The sequence below is a fragment of the Arthrobacter alpinus genome (assembly GCF_001294625.1).
In the GTDB taxonomy this organism is placed as follows: Bacteria; Actinomycetota; Actinomycetes; order Actinomycetales; family Micrococcaceae; genus Specibacter; species Specibacter alpinus_A.
The window spans coordinates 773302-789813 of sequence record NZ_CP012677.1; the positions used below are offsets into that span (position 1 = coordinate 773302).

Genomic DNA, 16512 nt, shown 5'->3' on the forward strand with positions numbered 1-16512 from the left:
ATGAACGCCAACGAACTGATCCGTTCCAGCGCGTCCGCCATGGCCGCCAAGCTTGCCGCAGGGGAGATCACCTCCGTGGAGCTTGTTCAGGCGCACCTTGACCGGATTGGAGCCGTCGACGGCGGTGATAGCGGCGTCCACGCGTTCTTGCACGTGAACACCGAGGAGGCACTCGCCGTCGCCGCCGACGTCGACGCCCGCCGTGCCGCCTGTGAACAGCTCCACGAGCTGGCCGGTGTGCCGATCGCTGTCAAGGACCTCATCGTCACCAGGGGCCAGCCCACCACTGCTGGCTCGAAGATCCTCGAGGGTTGGATGAGCCCCTACGACGCCACCGTCGTGAAGAAACTCCGCGCCGCCCGCATGCCCATCCTGGGCAAAACTAACCTTGACGAATTCGCCATGGGCTCCTCCACCGAGCACTCCGCCTATGGACCCACCCGCAACCCCTGGGACCTGGACCGCATCCCCGGCGGTTCCGGCGGTGGCTCCGCGGCCGCCGTCGCCGCCTTCGAGGCACCCCTGGCCCTGGGCACGGACACCGGTGGATCTATCCGCCAGCCCGGCGCCGTCACCGGAACCGTCGGCGTGAAGCCCACCTATGGTGCTGTCTCGCGCTATGGTGCCATCGCCATGGCCTCTTCCCTGGACCAGATTGGCCCGGTCTCCCGCACCGTCCTGGACTCGGCCCTGCTGCAGGAAGTCATCGGGGGGCATGACCCGCAGGACTCCACCTCGCTGACTGACGCATCCACGGGCCTTGCGGCCGCCGCACGCCTGGGCAATGTCAAGGGCATGAAGATCGGCGTCATCAAGGAACTGCACGGCGAAGGCTACCAAGGCGGCGTGGAGAACCGCTTCAACGAATCTCTGGAGCTGCTGCGCGGCGCCGGGGCCGAGATCGTTGAGGTCTCCTGCCCCAACTTCGGCTACGCCCTGGGCGCCTACTACCTGATCATGCCCTCTGAGGCCTCCTCCAACCTGGCCAAGTTCGACGGCGTCCGCTTCGGCATGCGCACCCTGCCCACCGAGGGCCCACTCACCATCGAACGCGTCATGGGTGCCACCCGCGCTGCGGGCTTTGGCGACGAGGTCAAGCGCCGCATTATCTTGGGCACCTACGCCCTGAGCGCCGGCTACTACGACGCCTACTACGGCTCGGCCCAGAAGGTACGCACCCTGATTCAGCGCGACTTCGCCGCCGCCTTCGAGCAGGTTGACGTGCTGATCTCCCCGACAGCGCCCACCACAGCGTTCAAGCTCGGCGAGAAGCTCAGCGACCCGCTGGCCATGTACCTTAACGACGTCGCCACCATCCCGGCGAATCTGGCCGGCGTCCCCGGTCTGACCCTGCCCGGTGGCCTGGCCGATGAGGACGGCCTGCCCGTCGGCATCCAACTGCTGGCCCCGGCCCGCGAGGACGCCCGCCTGTACCGTGTGGGCGCCGTGTTGGAATCCCTTCTCGAGGCACAGTGGGGCGGTCCCATCCTGGACCAGGCGCCGCCGTTGGCCGAGCTCGTTCAGACCCATGCAGCCAAGGAGGCTAACTCATGAGCGTTGACACCATTTTGAGCTTCGAAGAAGCCCTGGAAAAATACGATCCCGTCCTAGGTTTTGAGGTTCACGTTGAACTGAACACCAAGACCAAGATGTTCTCCAGTGCCCCCAACGTCTTCGGCGACGAGCCCAACAGCAACGTCAACGAAGTGTGCCTGGGCCTGCCCGGCGTGCTCCCGGTTGTTAATAAGAAGGCCGTTGAGTCCTCGATCCTGATTGGTCTGGCGCTGAACTGCAAGATAGCCCCGCACAGCACCTTTGCGCGCAAGCAGTACTTCTACCCGGACACACCGAAAAACTTCCAGACCTCCCAGTACGATGACCCCATCTGCTACGACGGCTGGATCGACATTGAGCTCGAAGACGGCACGGTTTTCCATGTCGAGATTGAACGCGCCCACATGGAAGAGGACGCCGGAAAGCTGACCCACATGGGTGGGTCCACGGGTCGCATCCAGGGCGCCGACTACTCCCTGGTCGACTACAACCGTTCAGGTGTTCCGCTGGTTGAAATCGTCACCAAGACCATTGAAGGCGCCGGTTCGCGTGCGCCCGAGCTGGCCAAGGCGTATGTTGCTGCCATCCGGGAAATCGTGAAGAACTTGGGCGTTTCCGAGGCCAAGATGGAGCACGGCAACGTCCGTTGTGACGCCAACGTTTCCTTGCGCCCGTACGGCCAGGAAAAGTTCGGCACGCGGACCGAGACGAAGAACGTGAACTCCTTGCGCGCCGTCGAGAACGCTGTGAAGTTCGAGATCCAGCGCCATGCAGCCGTGCTGGATTCGGGTGTTTTGATCACGCAGGAAACCCGTCACTGGCACGAAGATACGAAGTCCACCACGTCCGGGCGGCCAAAGTCCGACGCCGACGACTACCGGTACTTCCCGGAGCCGGACTTGGTGCCCATCGTCACCACGCCCGAGTGGGTTGAGGAGTTGCGCTCCCGCCTGCCCGAGCCGCCGGCCGAGCGCCGCAAGCGCCTGCAGGCCGATTGGGGCTACACTGACCTGGAATTCCGTGACGTGGTCAACGCGGGCCTCATGAGTGAGATCGAGGAGACTGTTGCCGCAGGTGCCTCGGCCGCCGCAGCCCGCAAGTGGTGGATGGGTGAGATCGCCCGCCGCGCCAAGCTGGCCGACGTCGACCCCGCCGCGCTGGGTGTGAGTCCTGCCGTGGTGGTGGAGATCGAGAAGCTGATCGCCTCCGGTGCCATCAACGACAAGCTGGCCCGCAAGGTGCTCGACGGCGTGCTTGAGGGTGAAGGGACGCCCGCCGAGGTGGTGGCCAAGCGCGGACTGGCCGTGGTCTCCGACGACGGTGCCCTCCAGACCGCGATCGACGAAGCCTTGGCAGCCCAGCCCGACGTTGCCGAGAAGATCCGCGGCGGCAAGGTGCAGGCTGTTGGTGCCATTGTTGGCGGCGTCATGAAGGTCACCCGCGGACAGGCCGACGCTGGCCGCGTGCGCGAGCTCATTCTGAAGACGCTCGGCGTCGAAGGGTAAGTTCGCCCGCCGCCGGTGAATCCGGTTTTTGAGCCGCAACTCCTCACCGGGGTTGCGGCTCTTTGCTTTCCCTCTCTCATGAGTACGGCCTGGGGATTGTCCGTGGCAGGATGAAACCATGAAACTTAGTTGGGAAACCCGGGCCCGCGTGCAGTTTGAGGGCGACGCCCACGTGATTGAGGACGCCTGCGGCTTCAACGGCGCCACGGCGTGGATCATTGACGGCGCAACGACGTTGCTGGAGCCGTTGGGAATGCCTGCGGCCAGCGATCCGCAGTGGTTGGCCCAGTTTCTGAGCATGGAATTTGCCAGGCTACGGTACGGCTGGGGGACCCAGGCCCAAATTGCAGCGGCCTTGCGTGCCGTGGATGAGCAAGCTTCGGTGTTGGTGGGTGGTGAACATGTCAGGTTCCCCAGTGCGGCACTGTCGGTGGCGACACTCAATGCCGACGGCGTTGAAGTTGCTTCGCTGGCTGATTGCACAGTGGTGGTTCGGACGGACGACGGCGCCACCCACCTGGTGCGCGCCGAGCTGGCAGATGCCAGGGTGGACGCCGCGGCAGACGGGAACCGGGCGGAACTGCTCAAGCGTGACCGCGAACTGCGCAACACCCCTGGACGGTTGTGGGTTGCCCGGCGCGAACCCGAAGCCGCCGACCACGCCCATGTGGTGCAGCTAGGTCACCCCGAACAAATGGTGATGGCCACCGATGGGGCCTGGCGCGCCGTCGACCTTGGCATTGTTGCCGGCCCGGAGGAGTTCCTGGAACGCACGGGCAGCACGGTTGGCACGCTTGAGCTAATGTCTGAGCTCCGGCGCAAACAAGCGGAAATTTCTGAAGTGGCAGATGACGCCACCGTCATGACACTGGTACCTCGGCGCTAAGCCGGACGGTCTTTCGCCAAGGATCCAGCAGTGTCGGAGTTTCTGGCCGTGCCAGGGGCCACCGATATCATCCGGTGGATGCGAGGACTGGGTCAGTCCCGCAGGACGAATGATGCCTCCACTGATGGTTGAGGTCAGGTGTTGTGCACATGGCGGTCATGGGTATTAGAAAGTGTCTTACAACTAACGGTGAATCAACCGATTCAAGCTCAAGGTTGCGAAACATAGTTACGAGAATCCTTGGCCAAGGATCATTTTGCATTATTCAGCGGAAATTTGGGGTCAGGTGTCAGCGTGGGAAAACTGGCCCGTGAGGCGTCGCTTATCCTCAGGGTTGCGGGACACCAGGATTATTGGAGTTAGGGCCGTTCCCCAGTCAGGCTTGGCGTGGTTATGTCCTCTGGAGGGGAGTAGTGCCTCGCGGAAGTGTGTCAAAGTGTTGATTTTTCCTTCTTGGTGACGGGTAAATCGTCTTCTCTTGTGCCTCAGTTTCGTTGACCCATTAGGGGGCGTGCGAGCCGTAGCGGCAGAGTCGAAGGAGAAAAGTTTTTTTACTCCTCCTAACCTTTGGTTCTCAGGGTTTTCCCAGATTCAAGTCAAAATTCACAGGTTACTTTTAGGTAGGAGCGGAAGGGTGAGCGGATGAAGCCGATTGGTAAATTCGCAGTAGGAAGTGTGGCACTGGCAACTGTCGCAACTCTGGGGGCTTGTACTGGAGTAAATGCACCAGTTTCGGCCTCTACATCTACGTCTGCAAGTACAACTGGCTCTTCATCGGTATCAATGCCGAGCGATGAAACCGTCTTTGGCGCTCAGTCAAAGGTTCTTCTTGGCCAGAATCCAACTGCTTCTGTAGTTCAAACAAGCACTGGCGAAGGGGATAAAACCTTCACTATTCCTGCCCTGCCTGAAGGAAAGACACGGATCGGGTTAGTCATTAACTGCTCTTCTGGGGACTGGAAAGTGCATATTGACCAAGTGACACCTGCTAGCAGTGGTGCACTTTGTTCGCTGGACATCACACCTTCAGCGGACTTCCCTGTTGATAATCCTGAGAAAGAAAACAAGCTCTCGATTAATGCTCAAAGCTCAGCAAAATATTGGATCACAATTTTTTACAAGTAATTAAACTAGTCAGGAAGAGACGGCTTGACACCGCCCCGGTTAGGATAGGTCCCATGTCTAAGCGGTCTAAGTCTCAATTAGCTCGACGCAATCAGCGTCGCGCGTCACCCGGGGTGGCATCTACCAAAGCTGTGAAGAGTGAGCCGTTGCGTTTGCGCACGAAGGTTTTCTGGATTATTTCCACAGCCATTTACGTGGCGTCAATACTGGTGCCCGCAATTATGGGTTTCGGGACGTGGATGTTGGTAGACATCATTTTGGTGCCGATCCTGGCTCTCATGGCTTTCGCCGTGATACTGGGGGATCAGACGCCCGACGGCAGTATTCTCAGCGGAGGGGTTGACTCTTACAGCGGCGGAGGAGACTACTGACCAGCTGGACACCACCGCGCCGTGCAGGTTCCGGCCGCTGGCACAGCATGCAACCAGCGTGGCACCGTTTCTTAGTCTGCATCTCATAAACGATCGCCAAACGGCCCCTATATGGCGCTCCCTCTGTGGTTGGATGTCTCGTAACCGAAGTGCCTTGCAACCCCATGGGTTACAAGACGTTGAGGGTGATGAAGTGAGGGCACTCGGTCACCGGCCGCGGCACCGGAGCGGTATCACTGGATAGTAGCGGTGCCTGTTTGTTAAAGCGGCAGGTAAGGGGACATATTTATCCGTTGAAGGACCTTTTGGGCGACGACATTTCTCTCACGTCGGATCGGCTCTAGCTGGCTGGTTGCGCGAAAAGTGTGATTGCCAGGAGCAGGAGGGCGAGCGCGGCGAAGCCACACTTCCGGAAGAATCCCGAGGTAGTCCGAAAGGCGATGGCGGCCTCAACGGCGTAGTACGCCGCAAAAGCACGGGAGGCGATCGTGACCAGGGTGAAGGTGGGAATCGTGGCGGCGATCGCGATCGCCGCCACCCCGCTGATCAGGTAGGGCCGGGGGCCACTAAACCATCTGTTCAGGGCTGTGAGGTTGCCTTTTGTCGCTTCGGTGTCGGCGATCGCTGCACTGAATTGGCTCAGAACCGCGGACAACACTAGGGGCAGCGCCAGCCACGGTGCGATACGGTCTGTGATGTTCAGCAGTGTGATGTCCGGGCCCGCAGCTGTTCCGAGCCCCATGACGGGGGTGGCCACGGCGACGAACCCAATATAAATCGATGCGGATACCAGTTGCGCTGCCCGTGAAGCCCGCACCCGGGTGACGGCATCATAGCGGTGGCCGAGGTAGCGCACGGTTTCGAATCCCTGAACGGTGATCACCAGACCGCCCAGAATCAAAAGGGCTTCCAGGGGCCCGGCCGGTGGCTGCGATGGAAGCCTGAGATCGGAGGAGCTGAGCAAGACGCCGTCGTGAAGGAGTAGGACACCCCCTAGGACCGTGGTGAGCAGGAGTACCGCAGCCAAGGATATCCTGTCGATCCGGTCAAGTCCCTTGAATCCCCGGAAGATGCCGATTGTCATGATCAACACAACAGAAGCGCAGGCAATCACCGCTTCCAGGATCGCCGAACCAGCGGGAATGAAGAAGCCCACCATGTATTGGGCCATGATCCGCAGGTAGAGGGCGACTGAGATAACGTACGCGACGACGATCACCGCATCCCCCAGCCGGCCCAGTCGCCCGGTCAACGAGTCCAGAGTGCCATCCGTCTTCTGCTGCCCTATTACGGTGACGTTATGTCGGATAACGGTACCTACGAGCCAAGCAAACGCGCAGATCCCGATCGCACCGAAGACGGCAAAGACGCCAAGTGACCGCTCCAGAATGGGAGCGATGATCAGAAGCCCGGATCCGAGAATTGACGCCAACGGGGTCACTGTCGCGCTGGTAACGCCGCGGACCGTGGCCCACCTGCTCAGTGGCTTCCCGCGCTCAGGCATTGTCCATCAATCGGTAGTGAGATCTCATCGATGTTCGTGCACCGGCCACGACTGCTGGCGGTCAGTCCGGTAAGGGTGGGCCTGGTAAATGTGCCTGGCCAGGGGCTGAGTCTTGATTCGCAGGGCCATGACCTCGTCACCCGTTTCGAGGATCGTCCCGCTCCACCAAAGCTGGCTTCCGAATCCATCGCTCATAGTGCCCTCTCTCACCGGGAGATGGATTCACCCCAGCATCCACTTCCAGGAAGTGCTCCGATGGGATGCGTGTCCCTACTTGCTGGAAGTCTACGCCCACATGTCCTCCCCGCTGCGGGTGGCTCCCCGCAGGGCGCACTCATCGTTTGAGCGCAATGTGGTGGCACTTGCAGGGTCGTAGGTGGCTCAGTCTTCAACCGCCACCGACAACGTCAGGACACGGCTCTTGGCCCACCGTCGTGGCGGTGCGGCCCTAGTTCGTTCCCTCGTTACGCCATCCACCATCGGCAACACGAACCCCGAAAGGAGCGCCCCGCTGTTCAGTGTCAGTCGCAGACAGTGTCAGCCACGGACAAGGCTGGCCGCGGTGAGACGCGAAAGGGTACGGTGCCGACTCGTAAATAGGCAGCAGCTAGGGTGCGGAGACTGTCCGGAATCCACAGTTCCCACTGGCCGACTCGGGGGAGTTAGAGCTTCGCGCAGCTAGCCGGTAACGATTGCAGTAGGAGTCATGGCACAGGTAAGAGCCGCCGCGCATCACGCGTCCGCGCCCAATGGTCGGCCCCACGGGATCGGCCACGGTCCCCAAAGCAAGGCAGGACTTGTAGTACTTGGGCAGGAACCAGTCCGCGCACCACTCCCACACGTTTCCGCTGGTTTGAAAGAGACCATAGCCATTGGGGGAGAAAAAACGGGCAGGGGCTGTCGTGAGAAAGCCGTCTTCAACAGTGTTTTCCGTGGGGAAGGTGCCCTGCCAAATATTGCAGCGATGCTCCAGTTCGCCGTTTGCCTGCACGCCGTGCAAGTCGTTGCCCCACGGGTAGCGGGACTGCTCAAGTCCGCCACGCGCAGCGAATTCCCACTGTGCTTCCGTGGGCAAAGCCCGGCCAGCCCATTCGCAGTAGGCGAGGGCGTCCGTGTGGGAAACCTGGGTCACCGGGTGGTCAGGAATGTCCTGCCATGAAGAAAGGGGTCCCATCGGGTGCGCCCAGTCAGCGCCGCGGACATTGAGCCACCACGGCGTTCCGGCTGCGGTTCCCAGAACATCTGCGGGCGACGACTGAACGGCCATGTGAAAAACGGCGGAGGTGCCGTATACCTCGGACTCCGTGCGGTATCCGGTTTCATCAACAAAAGCTGCGAATTGTTCGTTGCTGACGGCAGTTACATCAATGGAGAAGGGGGAAACCTGGACCTGGTGCACTGGTGTCTCGCCGTCGGCGGGGTAGCCCTCGTCGAAGGGGTCGCCCATCATAAAGGTGCCGCCAGCAATGAGTACTTCCTCATGCGCGGGCCGAACTAGGGACACTGCAGCAGAGACTGCGGAATTCACCACGGGTGCCGCCGCGGAGCCTGGCTCGGCCTGAGATATTGCTTCGTTGGGGCGTCCGGACGGGCTGCAGCAGGAAGACAATTCTTCTCCTCTATGATTTCAGGCTATAAGTTCAGTCAATGAGTTCAGGCGGTCGAGCCGTCGGGGCTCGCGCGGCCAGGCACCATTGCGTGTACCTTGCAACTAGTTTGCCGTGTGGCCGTCAGCGAACGCGTATCGCGCACCCGTGCAATTCGATTCGGCGGCTCAGTCGTGGACCATGTCGGCCATGACGTGTTGCAGGGCCTGGGACACCAGCATCACGGAGGTGCGCTTCAGATTTTCCGGACGCACCAGCAGGTCAATCCGGCGTCGTGTGCTGATGCCCGTCAGGGGGCGTAGCGTCACCCCGGGGTTCAAGGCCGGGCTGGAGGTGTATCGGGGGAGCAGGCCAATGACGTCACCCGTGGAGACCAGCGCCGCCACCGTGGAGTAGTCGTTGATCCTGTGCACCACGTTCACCGGCCGGCTCGCCACGGCTCCAATCGCACTGAGCACGTCCGCTGGCGAGTACCCGCTCCTGCTCGCCACCCACGGATACTGCACCACGTCGTCCGCGGACAACGCGTCCTTGGCTGCTAGGGGGTGGCCCACCGCCAGCGCAATGTCCAGCGGTTCGTGGGCCAGCGGGATAACTCGGATCTTGTTCTCCGGCCAGGCGGGACTGTGGTCCATCCTGTGGGCCAGCACCAGATCGTACCGGGCCGTCAGTGCTGGGAAGTCGTGCTGCGCCACGTCCTCATCGCTTAACCGGACCCCCGGCACCCCGCCCGACGCACCGGCGTCGTCCAAGTCCAGGGTATTGCGCAGGCCGGCCAGATGTCGCACCAGCGGCCCAAACAGGGCTTGCCCGGCGCTGTGAAAGCCACTGAGAGAGACGGTGCCGTGGCGATCGTGCTGGTAGGCACCAATGGCGGCCTTGGCGGTGGCCATGGCGTTGATGACCTCGGCACCGGCGTCGGCCAGGACCTGCCCGGCCTCGGTGAGCACCAGATTGCGTCCGTCCTTGCGGGTCAACGGCGTGTCCACCTGGCGTTGGAGTAGCGATATTTGCTGGGAGACGGCGGACGGGGTGACGGACATAGTCTCGGCGACCGCCTTGACGCTGCCCAGCTCGCCGAGTTCGCGCAGCATCTGAAGTTGGTGAAGTTCCACACCGCAACAATACCATTTAGTTTGAGCTTAATCGATGATGGAGTATATTTCGATTGTGCTAAATGGTTTGGCGGGCTCTAATGGAAACCATGAAAGCACTTTATAAGTCCGGCGCCCACGCAGGATTCGAACTCGTTGACCGCCCCGAACCCACCACCGGCGTGCGGGAGGTAAAGATCAAAGTGGCCACCACTGGGCTGTGTGGCACCGACCTGCACATCCAGGCCTGGGACGCCTGGGCCGCGGCAACCATCAACGCCCCGCTGATTGCCGGGCATGAATTTTACGGCGAGGTGGTGGAGGTCGGTGCTGACGTCCATGACATCAAGGTGGGTGAGAAGGTCTCCGGTGAAGGCCACGTGGTGTGCGGCATGTGCCGCAACTGCCGTGCCGGGCGCCGCCACATGTGCATCAACACCATCTCCGTGGGTGTGCAGCGCGACGGCGCGTTTGCCGAGTATGTGGTGATCCCCGAATCCAACGTGTGGGTCCACCACGACCCCTCCATCACCCCGGAACTGGGCGCCATCTTCGACCCCCTGGGCAATGCCGTCCACACGGCTCTCAGCTTCGGCCTGGTGGGCGAGGACGTGCTCATCACAGGTGCCGGACCCATCGGGCTAATGGCAGTCGCCGTCGCCCGCCACGCAGGCGCACGCAAAATTGCTATTACCGACGTCTCCGAACCGCGCCTGGCCATGGCTGCGGCCATGGGTGTCGACCTGGCCGTCAATGTCGCCACGACTCGCCTGAAGGAAGCACAACTTCATTTGGGCATGCGCGAGGGCTTCGACATCGGCTTGGAAATGTCCGGCCACCCCACCGCGCTGCCGGAAATGATCGACAACATGAACCACGGCGGGCGCATCGCCATGCTGGGCCTGCCGAGCCAGTCGATTGACATCAACTGGGGCAAAGTGGTCACTCACATGCTCACCCTGAAGGGTATCTACGGCCGGGAAATGTTCGAGACCTGGTACGCCATGAGTGCCATGCTTTCCTCCAACCCGGTCCTGCGCAAGGCCGTTGCCTCCGTGGTCACCGACGTCCTGCCCGCCACCGAATGGGAGCAGGCCTTCGAGATCGCCAAGTCCGGCAGCGGCGGCAAGGTCGTCCTCGACTGGTCCGTCTTCTCCTAACCCACCCCCAGCAATTCTTGGCACGACGGCAGAACCCGCCTTCCGCCGTCGTCCGTCCCACCCGTTACGTAACCAAGGAGCCCATCATGTACTCATCGATGAAAGACCAGCTTGCCACCGAGCTTGCCGAGATCCGCACCGCCGGCCTGTTCAAAACCGAACGTCAGATCACATCGCCCCAGTCCAGCCACGTCACCGCCGGCCCGTTGGGCGGGGCCACCGCGCCCGTGCTGAACTTCTGCGCCAACAACTACCTGGGCCTGGCCGACCACCCGGACATCATTGCAGCAGCCAAGACGGCCCTGGACGAGCGCGGCTTCGGCATGGCCAGCGTGCGCTTCATCTGCGGCACCCAGGACCTGCACCTGGAACTGGAGGCTGCGGTGTCGAAATTCCTGGGCACCGAGGACACTATCTTGTTCTCCTCCTGCTTTGACGCCAACGGCGGTGTCTTCGAGTCCCTCTTCGGCGCCGATGACGCCATCATCTCCGACTCCCTGAACCATGCCTCCATCATTGACGGCATCCGCCTGTCCAAGGCTGCGCGTTACCGCTACGCCAACCAGGACATGGAAGACCTGGAAACCCGGCTCAAGGAAGCCTCGGGCGCCCGCCGGAAGATCATCGTCACCGACGGCGTGTTCTCCATGGACGGGTTCCTGGCTCCTCTGGAAGCCATCTGCGACCTGGCTGATAAGTACGACGCACTGGTCATGGTTGATGACTCCCACGCCGTGGGCTTCATGGGCGCCACCGGTGCCGGCACTCCCGAGCACGCAGGCGTGTCCGACCGTGTGGACATCTACACAGGCACCTTCGGCAAGGCGCTGGGCGGGGCATCCGGTGGCTATGTGGCCGGGCGCCGGGAGATCGTGGCTATGCTGCGCCAGAAGGCCCGCCCCTACCTGTTCTCCAACTCCCTGGCCCCCGCCATCGTCGCGGCAACGTTGAAGGCGCTGGAACTGGTGGCGACCTCCGGCGAGCTGCGCACCCGCCTGTTTGAGAACGCCGAACTGTTCCGCAGCCGCATGAGTGAAGAAGGCTTTGAGCTGCTGCCCGGCGAGCATGCCATTGTTCCGGTCATGTTCGCAGACGCCGTCGAGGCAGCCCGTGTCGCCGATGAAATGCTCAAGCACGGCGTGTTCGTTACGGCGTTCAGCTTCCCCGTGGTGCCACGTGGGGCGGCCCGCATCCGTGTGCAGCTCTCGGCTGCGCACAGTGCGGACGACGTCGAGGCGTGTGTCCGCGCGTTTGTGGCAGCCCGCGGGGCTGCTGCGTAGCGGATACCCGGGCCAGCGGCGAAACTTATGCGCAGCCCCAGCCCCCTGGGGCTGCGCAGCTCGGTCAGCTGCGCAACGCCAGCCAGGTGGGCCTGCGCATAGCGGAAGCGCGTTGCTGCCGCCGTGGGGAATGAACTGGGGGACAACGGCCAGGTAAAACAAGCCAACCTTGGTATTGAGCAGTGTGGACAGCGCGCCGGCACCAAACGTGGCGCGGTGGCTGTGCAGCTGCGAAGCCGGGCCCCCTGTTTCAGCAGCCTTGCCGGCCTTGGCTGCCCGGCGGGCCTTGATATAGGTCGGAGATGCCCAAGAACATCAAGTAGAGCCGCGGCGGCAATGCCAGCAGAGGTTATGGCAACCATGCTCCGCCGCTGCCGGACAGGCTGGCAAGACGTGCCCGCCCCCTGCTAATCGGGCAGGCGCACCGTCTGCCATCCCAGACGCGCCCACAGCCTGCGGCACCCAGACCGGCCCTGCGGCGTCGTACGCTGGGGGCATGAGTGAACTGATCACCAACATCGGTGAATTGATGACACAAGACCAGGACCTGGGCACCCTGCGCGATGCCGCTGTGGTGATGGAGGGCGAACGAATTGCCTGGGTTGGCCCTGCCGCCAACGCGCCCGCCGCTGACACCGTCACGGATGCACAGGGCCGGGCGGTGCTGCCGGGCTGGGTGGATTCGCACACGCACCTGGTTTTTGCCGGCGACAGGACCGCCGAGTTTGAGGCGCGGATGGCGGGGGAGAGCTACAGCGCCGGCGGGATCGCCGTTTCGGTCAACGCCACTCGCGCCGCTAGCGACTATGACCTGACCCGGATGGCGCTGGGCCGGGTGGCGGAGGCGGTGTCGCAGGGCACCACCTATGTGGAGACGAAGACGGGCTACGGGCTGGACGTGGAGCATGAGCGGCGCAGTGCCCGGATCGCCTCCACCGTGGCCGATGAGGTCACCTTCCTCGGCGCGCATCTGGTCCCGGCCGGCATGGACGCGCAGGAGTACACGGATCTGGTGTGCGCGGAGATGCTCGACGCCGTACGCCCCTACGCACAGTGGGCGGACGTGTTTTGCGAAACCGGCGCCTTCACCCCCGAGCAGTCCCGCCAGGTCCTGGCGGCGTGCCGAGCTGCCGGGCTGGGCTTACGCGTGCACGGCAACCAGCTGGGCCCGGGCGCCGGGGTGGCTCTGGCCGTGGAGTTTGGGGCCACCAGTGTTGACCACGTGAACTTCCTGAGCGACGACGACGTCTCCCTCCTTGCGAGATCGTGGTCCGGCTGGGATGCGGTGAACGGGAGCGGGGTGCGCGGCACGGTTGCCACGGTGCTGCCCGCCTGCGACTTGTCCACACGCCAGCCGCTGGCCCCGGCGCGCCGGCTTTTGGATGCAGGGGTGCAGCTGGCCATTGCCTCCAATTGCAATCCGGGCACGTCCTACACATCGTCGGTGGCGTTTTGTGTGACGACGGCGGTGCTGCAGATGCACCTTTCCGTGCACGAGGCGGTACGCGCCGCCACTTATGGAGGAGCACTGGCGCTGGGCCGGGAATCGGGGTTGGATCAGGATGGCAAGCGCGCCGTCGGCTCGATCGCCGTGGGGCACCGGGCAGACTTCCACATGCTCAAGGCGCCCTCTGCCACGCATTTGGCTTACCGGCCCGGCATTCCATTGACCCACGCCGTGTGGCGGGCCGGCGCCCGCGAGGTTTAGGGGCCTGCTTTGGCCCGGGACAGTGGGACGACCAACTGGGCCCGTCCACCGCCGTCGCCCAGCGCCCAAAGTAGGCTGGCCCAGGAGTTGGAAGGATACTCACCTCCGGCACCCGGATAGGACTTGGGCTGTCAATGAGCGGATGTTCCACGCCTGCCTCATTGGCTCCCGTCCGCCGGTTGCCAGCGGGTCGGGGAATCCGGGGATCGACCATGTGGTCATCCTCGTCGAGGAGAACAAAGATGCTTCCACCATCCAAGGCAATGCAGCAGCCGAGCCTGCCCAACTATGTGTTCATCGGCCCCAATCTCTGCAACGACACGCACGAGTGCCCGGTGGCGACCGGCGACGACTGGCCGTCACGGCAGGTGCCGGCCATCCTGGCCTCACCGGCCTTCACGATGCAGAACTCCCTCCTGGTGATCACCTGGGGCGAAGGTGAGGGCGCCAACAACTGTGTGTCAACGATCTTCGCGGGACCTGCAGCCCGGTGGGGCTACCATTCGGCGCCCTCGATCGTGCGCAGGTAGCTGCTGGCTTCAGTTCCCATGAACTGATGGAACATCCATCACGGCCGCGCAAACGCCCTGCCCGAGAAGTTCGTTGAGAAATGATTGATTCTGACGTTTTCATGTCAGTAATCATCACATTGTGCTAAGGTTGTGCTTAAGAAGGTAAGTGAAGCGCGGTCGGCACCACGCCGCCTGCAACGTTTCACTGCATACGAAGGAGAATGCACAGCATGAGCGAACTTGGTCCCTTTATGGACGCCGAACTGACCAGCCAGCCCGAGGTTTGGGCCACGGCCATTGCCCAGGCCAAGAGCGAGAACCTGTTGCCGGCCGACGGGCTGCGCGTTGCCGTCATCGGCTGCGGCACCTCATGGTTCATGGCGCAGAGCTACGCCGCGGCCCGCGAAAGTGCAGGCAAGGGTGTTACCGACGCGTTTGCGGCCTCGGAGGCCTTCCTGGGCGCCGACCGCGGCTACGACGCCGTTGTCGCCATCACCCGCTCGGGCACCACCACCGAGGTGCTGGAAATCCTGCGTGCAATCAAGGGCACCGTGCGTACCGTTGCACTGGTGGGCGACGTGAGCTCACCGATCATGACGCTGGCCGACGCCGTCGTCGAGCTTCCCTACGCCGACGAAAAGTCCGTTGTACAGACCCGCTTCGCCACCACGGCCCTGGCCTACCTGCTGACAAGTGTTGGCATGGACCTGTCCGCCGCCGTCGAGGACGCCAAGACCGCCGTCACCGCACCCGTGGAGCAGGAACTGATCGACGCCGAACAGTTCACCTTCCTGGGCACCAACTGGACCGTCGGCCTGGCTCACGAGGCGGGCCTGAAGATGCGCGAGGCTGTCCAGGGTTGGACCGAGTCCTACCCTGCCAAGGAGTACCGCCACGGCCCGATCTCCATCGCCGCACCGAACCGCGTGACCTGGATGTTCGGTGAGCAGCCGCAGGGCCTGGACGCCGAGGTCGCCAAGACCGGCGCGCTGTACATCAACACCACCGTGCACCCGCTGGCAGAACTGGCCCGCGTCCACCGCGTCACCCTGGAACGCGCCCGCGCCCGCGGCATGAACCCGGACTTGCCTCGCAACCTGTCACGCTCGGTCATCCTGGCTGACTAAAATGTTAGGCACCACACGTTTCACCCGTGTGGTGCCTAGCATTTGTCTGCATGGGCGCCGCGTCGGTGGCGACGCCGGCGGTATCCCTCTTGCGAAAGTACCTACTTCATGAACTTCTTGACGCACCCAAGCGAACCCCTGGGGCTGCCATCCACCCTCTCCGGAGTTCTGGCGTTCGACGTCGGTGGCACTGACATGAAGGTCGGCATCGTCACCGGCGACCCCCACGGCACGGACATTGCCGTCAAGGACCTCCAGCGTCACCCCACGCCGCTGGACGGGGAACGTTCCGGAGACACTGTCTGCGCCCGTATCGTGGAGCTGACGGGGGAGTACAGGGCCGCGCACCCGGACATCACCATCACCTCCGTGGGCGTGACCGTCCCCGGCATTGTCGATGAGGTCAACGGGATAGGCGTGTTTTCCGCCAACTTGGGCTGGCGCGACTACCCCTTCACGGCAACACTGACCCAAGCGCTGGGCCTTCCGGTCGCCTTTGGCCACGACGTGTCCATGGCGGGGGAGGCCGAGTTCCGCATTGGCGCCGCCGTTGGCAAGCGCGACGTCCTGGTCCTGGTCATTGGCACCGGCATTGCCGGGGCCATCCTCTGCGACGGGCGCCGGATAGCGGGCGACGGTTACGCCGGGGAGATCGGCCACGCCATGGTCCCGGCCCCGGACGGCAGCCTGGTGATCCTGGAATCACTGGGCTCCGCCGGCGCCATTGCACGCCGCTACGCGCAGGCCAGCGGCACCCCGGTGGAGGGAGCACGCTCGGTCCTGGAAAAGTCCCAGGCCGGGGACGCCATTGCACAGCAGATCTGGGCCGATGCCATCAACGCCCTGGCGTTCAGCATCGCCCAGTGCGTCTCCATTCTGGGCACCGAAACCGTTGTCCTGGGCGGTGGGCTCTCCATGTCCGGCGCCGCCCTCATCGACCCGCTGGCCGCCCGGGTCGACGAGCTGCTCACCTTCCACCGCCGGCCCCAGTATGTGCACGCGGTCCTGGGCGAGAACGCCGGCCTGATCGGCTCCGCGTTGAAGGCCCACACACTCACCGAACCGGCAAAGGCCTGAAG

General features: G+C 63.1%; 15 protein-coding genes. 11 read left to right on the forward strand and 4 right to left on the reverse strand.

Features of this window, described 5'->3' with window-relative positions; all coding sequences use genetic code 11:
- The 5 genes from gatA (at position 1) to AOC05_RS03280 (ending at position 5441) form a co-directional block, all read left to right on the forward strand.
- On the forward strand, positions 1 to 1554 hold the full coding sequence (gene gatA / locus AOC05_RS03265) for an Asp-tRNA(Asn)/Glu-tRNA(Gln) amidotransferase subunit GatA (RefSeq protein WP_062005657.1): 1554 nt from the start codon (positions 1 to 3) through the stop codon (positions 1552 to 1554).
- Positions 1551 to 3059 (forward strand): Asp-tRNA(Asn)/Glu-tRNA(Gln) amidotransferase subunit GatB, encoded by a 1509-nt coding sequence (gatB, locus tag AOC05_RS03270; protein WP_062005659.1) that lies wholly within the window; start codon positions 1551 to 1553, stop codon positions 3057 to 3059. The genes gatA and gatB overlap by 4 nt, the downstream gene beginning before the upstream one ends.
- Before the next feature lie 118 nt (positions 3060 to 3177).
- Positions 3178 to 3945 carry a hypothetical protein gene (locus AOC05_RS03275; protein WP_062005661.1) on the forward strand — a complete coding sequence of 256 codons (768 nt, stop codon included), beginning with the start codon at positions 3178 to 3180 and terminating at the stop codon, positions 3943 to 3945.
- 642 nt (positions 3946 to 4587) lie between these two features.
- Positions 4588 to 5070, forward strand: coding sequence for a hypothetical protein (locus AOC05_RS19250; protein ID WP_157374882.1), 483 nt, complete (start codon positions 4588 to 4590; stop codon positions 5068 to 5070).
- 53 nt (positions 5071 to 5123) lie between these two features.
- The gene (locus tag AOC05_RS03280) at positions 5124 to 5441 is read left to right on the forward strand and encodes a hypothetical protein (RefSeq protein WP_197277893.1); all 318 of its coding nucleotides are present in this window, start codon (positions 5124 to 5126) and stop codon (positions 5439 to 5441) included.
- 340 nt (positions 5442 to 5781) lie between these two features.
- Here AOC05_RS03280 and AOC05_RS03285 read toward each other — a convergent pair whose 3' ends face one another.
- From AOC05_RS03285 to AOC05_RS03300, 4 genes are all read right to left on the reverse strand, one after another.
- Complete coding sequence (locus AOC05_RS03285) at positions 5782 to 6945, reverse strand: hypothetical protein (protein ID WP_062005664.1); 1164 nt, start codon at positions 6943 to 6945, stop codon at positions 5782 to 5784.
- Positions 6946 to 6969: 24 nt separating this feature from the next.
- Positions 6970 to 7140, reverse strand: a complete 171-nt coding sequence (locus tag AOC05_RS03290) for a hypothetical protein (protein ID WP_154605157.1) — start codon at positions 7138 to 7140, stop codon at positions 6970 to 6972.
- A 412-nt stretch (positions 7141 to 7552) separates the two neighbouring features.
- Positions 7553 to 8473, reverse strand: a complete 921-nt coding sequence (locus AOC05_RS03295; protein ID WP_420480390.1) for a formylglycine-generating enzyme family protein — start codon at positions 8471 to 8473, stop codon at positions 7553 to 7555.
- Between the two features lie 246 nt (positions 8474 to 8719).
- Positions 8720 to 9667, reverse strand: coding sequence for a LysR family transcriptional regulator (locus AOC05_RS03300; protein WP_062005668.1), 948 nt, complete (start codon positions 9665 to 9667; stop codon positions 8720 to 8722).
- A gap of 89 nt (positions 9668 to 9756) precedes the next feature.
- On the opposite strand from AOC05_RS03300, the gene tdh reads away from it, so the two are divergent.
- The 6 genes from tdh (at position 9757) to AOC05_RS03330 (ending at position 16510) form a co-directional block, all read left to right on the forward strand.
- Positions 9757 to 10806: an L-threonine 3-dehydrogenase gene (tdh, locus tag AOC05_RS03305; RefSeq protein WP_062005670.1), complete on the forward strand. Its 1050-nt coding sequence runs from the start codon at positions 9757 to 9759 to the stop codon at positions 10804 to 10806.
- Between the two features lie 86 nt (positions 10807 to 10892).
- On the forward strand, positions 10893 to 12086 hold the full coding sequence (locus tag AOC05_RS03310; protein WP_062005672.1) for a glycine C-acetyltransferase: 1194 nt from the start codon (positions 10893 to 10895) through the stop codon (positions 12084 to 12086).
- Positions 12087 to 12582: 496 nt separating this feature from the next.
- Positions 12583 to 13794 carry an imidazolonepropionase gene (gene hutI, locus AOC05_RS03315; RefSeq protein WP_062005673.1) on the forward strand — a complete coding sequence of 404 codons (1212 nt, stop codon included), beginning with the start codon at positions 12583 to 12585 and terminating at the stop codon, positions 13792 to 13794.
- Between the two features lie 242 nt (positions 13795 to 14036).
- Positions 14037 to 14324 (forward strand): alkaline phosphatase family protein, encoded by a 288-nt coding sequence (locus AOC05_RS03320; RefSeq protein ID WP_231687169.1) that lies wholly within the window; start codon positions 14037 to 14039, stop codon positions 14322 to 14324.
- A gap of 203 nt (positions 14325 to 14527) precedes the next feature.
- Positions 14528 to 15433: an SIS domain-containing protein gene (locus tag AOC05_RS03325; RefSeq protein ID WP_395939456.1), complete on the forward strand. Its 906-nt coding sequence runs from the start codon at positions 14528 to 14530 to the stop codon at positions 15431 to 15433.
- Between the two features lie 108 nt (positions 15434 to 15541).
- Complete coding sequence (locus tag AOC05_RS03330) at positions 15542 to 16510, forward strand: ROK family protein (RefSeq protein ID WP_157374884.1); 969 nt, start codon at positions 15542 to 15544, stop codon at positions 16508 to 16510.
- Positions 16511 to 16512: the final 2 nt, after the last annotated feature.

Excerpts from the sequence above, each read along its gene's own strand:
- gatA (WP_062005657.1), top strand. The coding sequence starts at position 1 with ATGAACGCCAACGAACTGATCCGTTCCAGCGCGTCCGCCATGGCCGCC.
- gatB (WP_062005659.1), top strand. The coding sequence starts at position 1,551 with ATGAGCGTTGACACCATTTTGAGCTTCGAAGAAGCCCTGGAAAAATAC.
- AOC05_RS03275 (WP_062005661.1), top strand. The coding sequence starts at position 3,178 with ATGAAACTTAGTTGGGAAACCCGGGCCCGCGTGCAGTTTGAGGGCGAC.
- AOC05_RS19250 (WP_157374882.1), top strand. The coding sequence starts at position 4,588 with ATGAAGCCGATTGGTAAATTCGCAGTAGGAAGTGTGGCACTGGCAACT.
- AOC05_RS03280 (WP_197277893.1), top strand. The coding sequence starts at position 5,124 with ATGTCTAAGCGGTCTAAGTCTCAATTAGCTCGACGCAATCAGCGTCGC.
- AOC05_RS03285 (WP_062005664.1), bottom strand. The coding sequence starts at position 6,945 with ATGCCTGAGCGCGGGAAGCCACTGAGCAGGTGGGCCACGGTCCGCGGC.
- AOC05_RS03290 (WP_154605157.1), bottom strand. The coding sequence starts at position 7,140 with ATGAGCGATGGATTCGGAAGCCAGCTTTGGTGGAGCGGGACGATCCTC.
- tdh (WP_062005670.1), top strand. The coding sequence starts at position 9,757 with ATGAAAGCACTTTATAAGTCCGGCGCCCACGCAGGATTCGAACTCGTT.
- AOC05_RS03310 (WP_062005672.1), top strand. The coding sequence starts at position 10,893 with ATGTACTCATCGATGAAAGACCAGCTTGCCACCGAGCTTGCCGAGATC.
- hutI (WP_062005673.1), top strand. The coding sequence starts at position 12,583 with ATGAGTGAACTGATCACCAACATCGGTGAATTGATGACACAAGACCAG.
- AOC05_RS03320 (WP_231687169.1), top strand. The coding sequence starts at position 14,037 with ATGCTTCCACCATCCAAGGCAATGCAGCAGCCGAGCCTGCCCAACTAT.
- AOC05_RS03325 (WP_395939456.1), top strand. The coding sequence starts at position 14,528 with ATGCACAGCATGAGCGAACTTGGTCCCTTTATGGACGCCGAACTGACC.
- AOC05_RS03330 (WP_157374884.1), top strand. The coding sequence starts at position 15,542 with ATGAACTTCTTGACGCACCCAAGCGAACCCCTGGGGCTGCCATCCACC.